A 7,376-nucleotide genomic window follows, 5' to 3' on the forward strand; every position below is an offset into this window, starting at 1 on the left:
GATTCCTTGGCTTCATCCCCAACCGGACTTTTTCCAGTCACTTCAGGCATCGGCCAGGGTGAGTCATCAGGAACCGATAAGGTCTGACTGCCTGTAGTGGTCACCCCCCGCGCTACGGACGTTGGGCTTGTTTCAGTTACTTTGTCAACTGAAGATGCAGGAGAAGTAGCGTCAAAACCATCACCTGATTCCTCAGCTTTATTCCCAACTGGACTTTTGCTGTCTTCAGCACCCTCAGGAGTTGGTCTGGCTGAGTCATCAACTCCCTCAGGAATCGGACAGGTTGAAGCATTAGTAACCTGTCGGGTCGGACTGGTTCCACGATTGGTGGTCTCGGGTATCGCACTGGTTGAGGCATCAGTAACCTGTGAGGTCGCACTGCTGCTATCGGTCATCCCTTTAGCTACGAGCGTCGGACTGGCTCCAGTTCCTGTGTCAACTGGAGATGAAGGAGGAGTATGGTCAGACCCATAAACTGATTTATCATCTCTAGCCCTAACTGGAGTTATGAATTCTTGCCCTGTTACTCCCGGATTTCCAACACTGTAATTGCTGAGTATATCTCTAAGCTTTCCTTCAGAATCAATCAGTTGCTTGCCTGTGATTAACGTTTTGTCGTAGCCTGCGTTAAAATGCCAATCCCGGATATCATCCATCGTTGAAACAATGATTTGTGCAAGCTCTTTTGGGCTGCTCAGATCAATTGTTTTAAGATCATTCAGATGTTTTTTTAGCTTTAATGAAAAATCAGCATCCAGATCTACTTCTTTTTTTGCTGACTTGGTTTGAATATCTTTTAATATGTTCTCAACTTCATCCCGATCTGGCTGTAGTTGTCGACGGTCAGCTTTTATATCGCCACCACTGTTTAATGCTCTTTCTACATCCCGAAAATGATCAGACTTTAGCAATCCCCTGATTTTTATATCAAGAACAGGAACTGAGCGAATACTTCTGGCACGAAATGGTTTTCTTGAACCTTGGTGTGAACTTCCCCAGACCGATTGGACGTATCTATGGGTTTTAGGGCTTATATCGCCTTTTTCCTTAGCAGTTTCCTGATCACCCCGGGGAAACTCTGATGGTGTTGAAAAGCTATATCCTCTTGGCCCGTTGACATTACTCATAACCCGTCCTGACTGTTTGTTGTCCTTAACTATCAGCAGGCAATCAGTTGAAGAAACATCATCAGATCCAGTTGCTGGAGTCTGATTAATCCATGATTACACTTATTTAATTTCAGGCTAGCAGAATAGAAGGCCTTATTTACTCTTTAAATGAAAACTCAGAACAGTTATCAACAAAACCGGACAGATTGAACAGTTTTTTTTAAATTCTCAAACAACAACCTTTTAAAATTCCATTAAGTACATTTTTTTGACTAAACAGAAAAAAAGAAATTAAAAAAACCAATTAGTTGTTCACCACCAAAATCAATCAATTAAAAAATCAAATTTCAAAAACACACATTACTTGATAAAGCATACCTTTATTGATAACTGTGTCTATTTTGATTAACAGCTCAAAGTCAAACATATTCAGCTTTTTCAAGCCTACCACCTTACTCCAGCCCGTACCATGTAACAGAGCAGCCTTCATAGCTGACCATCAGAAATCAACCGGCTTTCTTTGTTCTGATAACCCGGGAGCCTTCGCAGGCAGATCAGGCAGGTAACAACTGACCTCGAACCCAAGAGGCTGTCTGAGAATAGGCTACCCAGCGCAGAAACTACTCCTGCGCTGCTCTGGCGCCTGCATCCATGCAGTCCTGCGGTGGCCGACAGCCTGACTAATAAACCAAAACAGTTCATTTCCAAAGCATTAACCGCTACTGAATGGCCAGCCCCTTGTCTTTTGGACTTCCAAGATCCCGCATGGTGTTTTCCAGCTGTTGCAGCCGCAGGTAGACTTGGCTCTGGAAAGCGCCCAGCTTTTTACTGAGTTGTTCCTGGGTTTTAACAGAGGCTTTTATTTGCTGCTCGACACTCTGTTGAGCAGATAAAGTGTTCTTTAAACCATCAACTTCAGCTTTCAGTGCTTCCACACGGCTGACCATATCCGAATTGGCAACCAACTGCTCAGTGGTCACTCCCTTAATTACCTGATCCAGCTCATTCAGCTTTGAGACCGCCTGCTCAGAAGATTTTTTAGCCGCTTCAAACTGTTTGACAGCAAAGTCTACTTTCTTCGCACCCTGTGCAATCTTATCTTTGTTCTCATTAATCCACTGGCGGTTTCTTTTGTTAGAAACATCCCAGAGCTTGCGGATTTCAGAGTTCACTTCTTTAAGTTCTGAGCGGAAGATGGAGTCACTCTGGTTAATGGATTCACCGGTTTGAGAAACCTGCCCCGTCACCAGGCCCAGTTGATCCCGGGTTGCCTGAAGCTCCTGCCTGGTATCCTTCAGGGCCTTCTGCAGCTCAGTCACCTGCCAGTAACCTCCGGCAGTAACACCGGCCAGAAGCACAAACAGAACACCAGAGACCAGATAGCCAGCACCTCCGCTTTTATTGTTGGCAGCGGGCTTATTGGGACTTTTTGGCCCAGTGACTGTTGAACGGTATCTGGAAGGACGCTGATCAGCGATTATAGATAAGTCCTGGCTTGACTGATAAATCTTGTTATCCTCTTGCATAGTCACTGCTTTCAATCAAAAACACCGCTTCAGATGTGTATTCTTTAGACCAAGAGCCTGTCAGACTTAAGACTGTCTTACGCGGCAACTGCTCCTGCGTTGCCCTGGCTCCCGGGACGAAACGGTATTCCCAGCTCCTGGCTGTTCAGAAAAATGAGGGACTATTGTAGAAGAAAGAAATCCTGCCCCCAACCTTTTTATTCAACGTATAAGAGGTACTTCAGACTTGAAATTTCTGTGGCAAACCTCAAGATACAATCCACATGGATTCGTAGTAGCCGCAGTGCTACTATCGCTTTGCGAAAAATCAGGTCTCTGAACGAACTTAATACTATTCCAACCACAGCGGGAGAACACAAATGGCTTTTCAACTGCCTGAGCTGCCCTATGAGCGCAACGCCCTGGAACCACATATCTCCAAGGAAACTCTGGATTACCATTATGGTAAACATCACAACACTTACGTTGTCAAACTGAACGGTCTGGTTGAAGGCACCGAGCTGGAAAACAAGAGCCTGGAAGAGATCATCAAGACTTCTGAAGGCGGCATTTTCAACAACGCTGCACAGGTATGGAACCACACCTTCTACTGGAACTGCCTGAGCCCCAATGGCGGCGACAAGCCTTCCGGTGAACTGGCAGCTGCTATCGACAAAGCCTTTGGCTCTTTTGATGAGTTTGTTGCCAGGTTTTCTGACATGGCCGTTAACAACTTTGGTTCTTCCTGGACCTGGCTGGTGAAAAACACCGACGGCTCCCTGGAAATCGTCAACACCAGCAACGCCGGTACGCCAATCACTGGCGACCAGAAGCCTCTGCTGACCTGCGACCTGTGGGAGCACGCTTACTACATCGACTACCGTAACCTGCGTCCAGACTACCTGAAAGGCTTCTGGGCTCTGGTGAACTGGGAATTTGTTGCTGCTAACCTGGCTGCTTAAACAGTAATTTTGAATGATACCCTATTATGTTGGGAAATATTTCCGAAACAGGGTCTATCCTGCCTGGTAAGCGTTCTTATCAGGCGGTATCTAATCTTGAGTCATGAATTCGAATCATAAATCAGGCCAAAGCGATGCATAGTGTCAGGGGCAACGCGGCAAATTTCTCCTTTGATTGTTCTATGACGATGGGGATATCAGAGGACAACTTGGCGGGCGTTCACTGGTCATCCTGAACACCCGTTAGCTGTCGCCATCAATTACGGCCAGACTGATTGCGTCCGGGCTCTGATCGACTTTCAGAGCACAGCGACCTTTGCTTTGCAGGTTTGGATAGAAATGGATAGCAAGCTTGCGCAGGGCAAACTCCTGAACTAGCTTCAGTAGTTTCGAGGTTCTGCAAATGGGTCCAGGAGGCTGAGTAAACAGCCTGCTCGACAGACAGATAAGCCTCTGGATAACTACTCAAGCACAATCAGGGAGTGTTTCATCTTTTATTGTACGCAGGAGTACTGGGATAAGTAATATGCAGACGACAAATTCTACACAAACAGAATGCAGTCAACCCTGGTCGATAAGAAATACTGATTACTCTGACACGGGATGTTGGCTTGGCTGTGCTGCGGGTTGTTTTTTGGGACATTCTATAGTCATTTATGGCTGTGCTGGATGTCTTTTTGGCGCAGCTGTGAATACACTCTGCCAAAACGATAAGAACGGTGAAAATATTAAAGAATTTAAAAGTATGATTGCTGGATCAGAAGAGCCTCTCAGCAAAAAATCCGTCAGTATTCCTGTTACTAACCAACCAGGCATTGAACAAAACCAGGATGCAAAACCACCCACTTTTGGAATAGGAGCAATTACCCCGTGAGGCAGTCTATTCTCGGACGCGTAATCAGGGCTTTTAATTGCTGGCAGACGTTTGCGGTTGCCATGACTTGAATACGGTGAACAAATGTTCCTTGCCTGGCGCAAGGAGAATAGTTTCCTGCCTGAGTCGGGGATTTTAACGACAAACGTCTTGTTCAAAAATCTGTTTTATGGAATTTTCTCTGCTGATTTTTGTCCTACCCACAATCTTGAGTGATAAAGCAGGCAAAGTGATGAATGGCGTCATGGGCAACGCGGCAGGTTTCGCATTTAATTGTCCTATTTGTATGGAGGACGGGCATATCGGAGGCCAACCTGGTGGGTATTCACTGGTCAAAACCTCTTGCCCGGCATCCCACGTTTTCCACCTGAAATGCATCACAGACTGGCTTGACAGTGACCATCAGAAGGTAAAAAGACTAGATCAACGCCAATGCAGTCAATGTTTGGAACCGGCACTGCCATTGATTCTTCTGGACAGGAGCAACGTCATTGACGACGAATCAGCTTATTGTGAATCCCTGATGTTTAATGTCTGCCGTACCGGGGATCTGGAAACACTGAAGATGTTGCTGCGCGAGGACGAGACCCTGGCAAATCGGACATACCGTTCGGTGCTCACCGGTCATCCTGAACACCCGTTAGTTGTCGCCATCAATTACGGCCATTCTCATTGCGCCCGGGCTCTGATCGACCGCGGTGCCGATGTCAATGCCGCCGATCACCATGGTGAGACACCCCTGCGCATCGCCGTCCGAAAGGGCCACACCGAGGTCGTCGACATGCTGATCAGGGCTGGGGCGAATATCAATAACGTACTTCGCACCGCTGTCCGGGAGGGCAATACTGAACTCCTTGAATACCTGATCAGCACCCAACCAAGCCAACCTGCCCTTAATAACGCCCTGCGCGACGCCGCCGAACGGGGGCAATCGCTGTGTCTTGTAATCCTGATCACAGCGGGAGCGAACGACCTTAACGGTGCCCTTTGCGCTGCCGCCGAGCGAGGGCATACGCAGTGCCTTGAAATTCTGATCACAGAGGGAGCGAACGACTTTAACGGTGCATTGTACATTGCTGTTCTGACGGAAAACATCGCGGGCCAGGTGGTTCTGGCCCAACAAGGAGCAAATATTACTACCGTACTGCACAATGCTGCCAGAGAAGGTTCCTGGGAATTCTTCAATCTTCTGAACGACCCGACACATATCAATGACACCGATGAGGAAGGTCAAACGCCGCTGCATATCACCGCTGCCAACGGGCATAGCAGATGCGTGGAAAAGCTGCTTGAAACCGAGGGAGTGGCTATAAATACCACTGATAGCCTTGGCTATACGGCTCTCCACTTAGCTGCCCGCAATGGCAACACAGAGACCGTCAACGTCTTACTGGCCGCTGACGGCATCAAGATCAATGAGAAGAGTAACGATGGCTGGACGGCTCTACATTTAGCTGCCCTCAGAGGCAACACAGAGACCGTCAAGGCGTTACTGGCCGCTGACAGCATCAAGGTCAATGAGAAAGATGACGATGGCTGGACGGCTCTCCACTTAGCTGCCTGCAGAGGCAACACAGAGACCGTCAAGGCGTTACTGGCCGCTGACGGCATCAAGGTCAATGAGAAAGATAACCATGGCTGGACGGCTCTCCACTTAGCTGCCTGGAATGGCCACACAGAGACCGTCAAGGCGTTACTGGCTGTTGACGGCATCAAGGTCAATGAGAAAGATAACGATGGCTGGACGGCTCTCCACTTAGCTGCCAGATACAGTCGTCCAGAGTCGGTCAAGGCATTACTGGCTGCTCTGGGTATCCACGTGGATGAAAAAAATAACAATGGCAGGACGGCTCTCCACCTGGCTGCCAGATACGGTTGTCCAGAGTCCGTCGAGGTGTTACTGGCTGCTTCCGGCATCCAGGTCAATGAGATGGATAAAGATGGCGATACGGCTCTGAGCCTGGCTACAAGGTTTGGCCACACCGCCAGCAAGGAACTCCTTATTGAAAATGGGGCAATTAGTCAATGGTCCTGCCTTCTACTATGAGCAATAAAGTAGCGGAACTTGAGTGATATAATGACCCGTGGTGGCCGCCCTGCCTGCTGAAACTCTGGCCAGCCCCTCAATTTTTAACAGATTTTGTCATTTATCGTGCCAAACTCTCATGGAAGACAACGCAGGTCATGAGAATTTGTCACCTGAATTCTGTTTTAAGGAATTTTCTCTGCTGATTTTTGTCCTACCCTCAACCTTATGTCGTACAGCAGGCTTCAAGCATGCATAGTGTCAGCGGCAACACGACAGATTTCTCCTTTAGTTGTTCTACCTGTATGGGCGACGACAGGCATATCAGAACACAACCTGGTGGACATTCACTGGTCAAAACCTCTTGCCCGGCATCCCAGGTTTTCCACCTGGAATGCATCACCCGATGGCTTGACAGTGAACAGCAGAAGGTAAGAAGGCTTGATCAACGCCAATGCAGTGAATGCATGGAACCGGCACTGCCATTGATTCGTCTGGGCGGGAAAAGCGTCCTTGACGACGAATCACCCTACTGTGAATCCCTGATGCTTAATGCCTGCCGTACCGGGAATCTGAAAACACTGAAAATGCTGCTGGCCGAAGATGAAACTTTGGCAAACCGGACTTACCGTTCGGCGCTCACCGGTCATCCTGAACACCCGTTAGCTGTTGCCATCAATTACGGCTTCACCGCTTGCGAGAAACTCCTTGTTGAAAGTGGGGCAATGAATAATCAATAATCCTGCCTTCCACAGTGAGCAATGAAATGAACCCAGAAATTAAAGTCCATAAGTAGTTAACCAAATGAAATCATATTTTCTGACTAAGTGGGCAGTCACTCTGCTGCGTTACAACTCCGGTCACATAGCTAAGGCTATGCTCCCTTCGTTGTGCCTTGCA

6 protein-coding genes are annotated in these 7,376 nt (G+C 47.9%); 4 read left to right on the forward strand and 2 right to left on the reverse strand.

Annotated elements, in window-relative coordinates; all coding sequences use genetic code 11:
• Positions 1 to 1,127, reverse strand: a 1,127-nt coding sequence (locus tag KDK15_RS06530; protein WP_257294562.1) for a hypothetical protein, incomplete at its 3' end; no start/stop codon positions are given.
• A 701-nt stretch (positions 1,128 to 1,828) separates the two neighbouring features.
• The gene (locus KDK15_RS06535; protein WP_257294563.1) at positions 1,829 to 2,635 is read right to left on the reverse strand and encodes a hypothetical protein; all 807 of its coding nucleotides are present in this window, start codon (positions 2,633 to 2,635) and stop codon (positions 1,829 to 1,831) included.
• 359 nt (positions 2,636 to 2,994) lie between these two features.
• Here KDK15_RS06535 and sodB point away from each other — a divergent pair, with 359 nt between their 5' ends.
• The 4 genes from sodB (at position 2,995) to KDK15_RS06555 (ending at position 7,216) form a co-directional block, all read left to right on the forward strand.
• Positions 2,995 to 3,576 (forward strand): superoxide dismutase [Fe], encoded by a 582-nt coding sequence (sodB, locus tag KDK15_RS06540; RefSeq protein ID WP_257294564.1) that lies wholly within the window; start codon positions 2,995 to 2,997, stop codon positions 3,574 to 3,576.
• Positions 3,577 to 4,102: 526 nt separating this feature from the next.
• Positions 4,103 to 4,450, forward strand: coding sequence for a hypothetical protein (locus KDK15_RS06545; protein WP_257294565.1), 348 nt, complete (start codon positions 4,103 to 4,105; stop codon positions 4,448 to 4,450).
• A 232-nt stretch (positions 4,451 to 4,682) separates the two neighbouring features.
• The gene (locus tag KDK15_RS06550) at positions 4,683 to 6,497 is read left to right on the forward strand and encodes an ankyrin repeat domain-containing protein (RefSeq protein WP_257294566.1); all 1,815 of its coding nucleotides are present in this window, start codon (positions 4,683 to 4,685) and stop codon (positions 6,495 to 6,497) included.
• Positions 6,498 to 6,727: 230 nt separating this feature from the next.
• Positions 6,728 to 7,216, forward strand: a complete 489-nt coding sequence (locus KDK15_RS06555) for a hypothetical protein (protein ID WP_257294567.1) — start codon at positions 6,728 to 6,730, stop codon at positions 7,214 to 7,216.
• Positions 7,217 to 7,376: the final 160 nt, after the last annotated feature.

The sequence above is a fragment of the Endozoicomonas sp. YOMI1 genome (assembly GCF_024606345.1).
In the GTDB taxonomy this organism is placed as follows: Bacteria; Pseudomonadota; Gammaproteobacteria; order Pseudomonadales; family Endozoicomonadaceae; genus Endozoicomonas.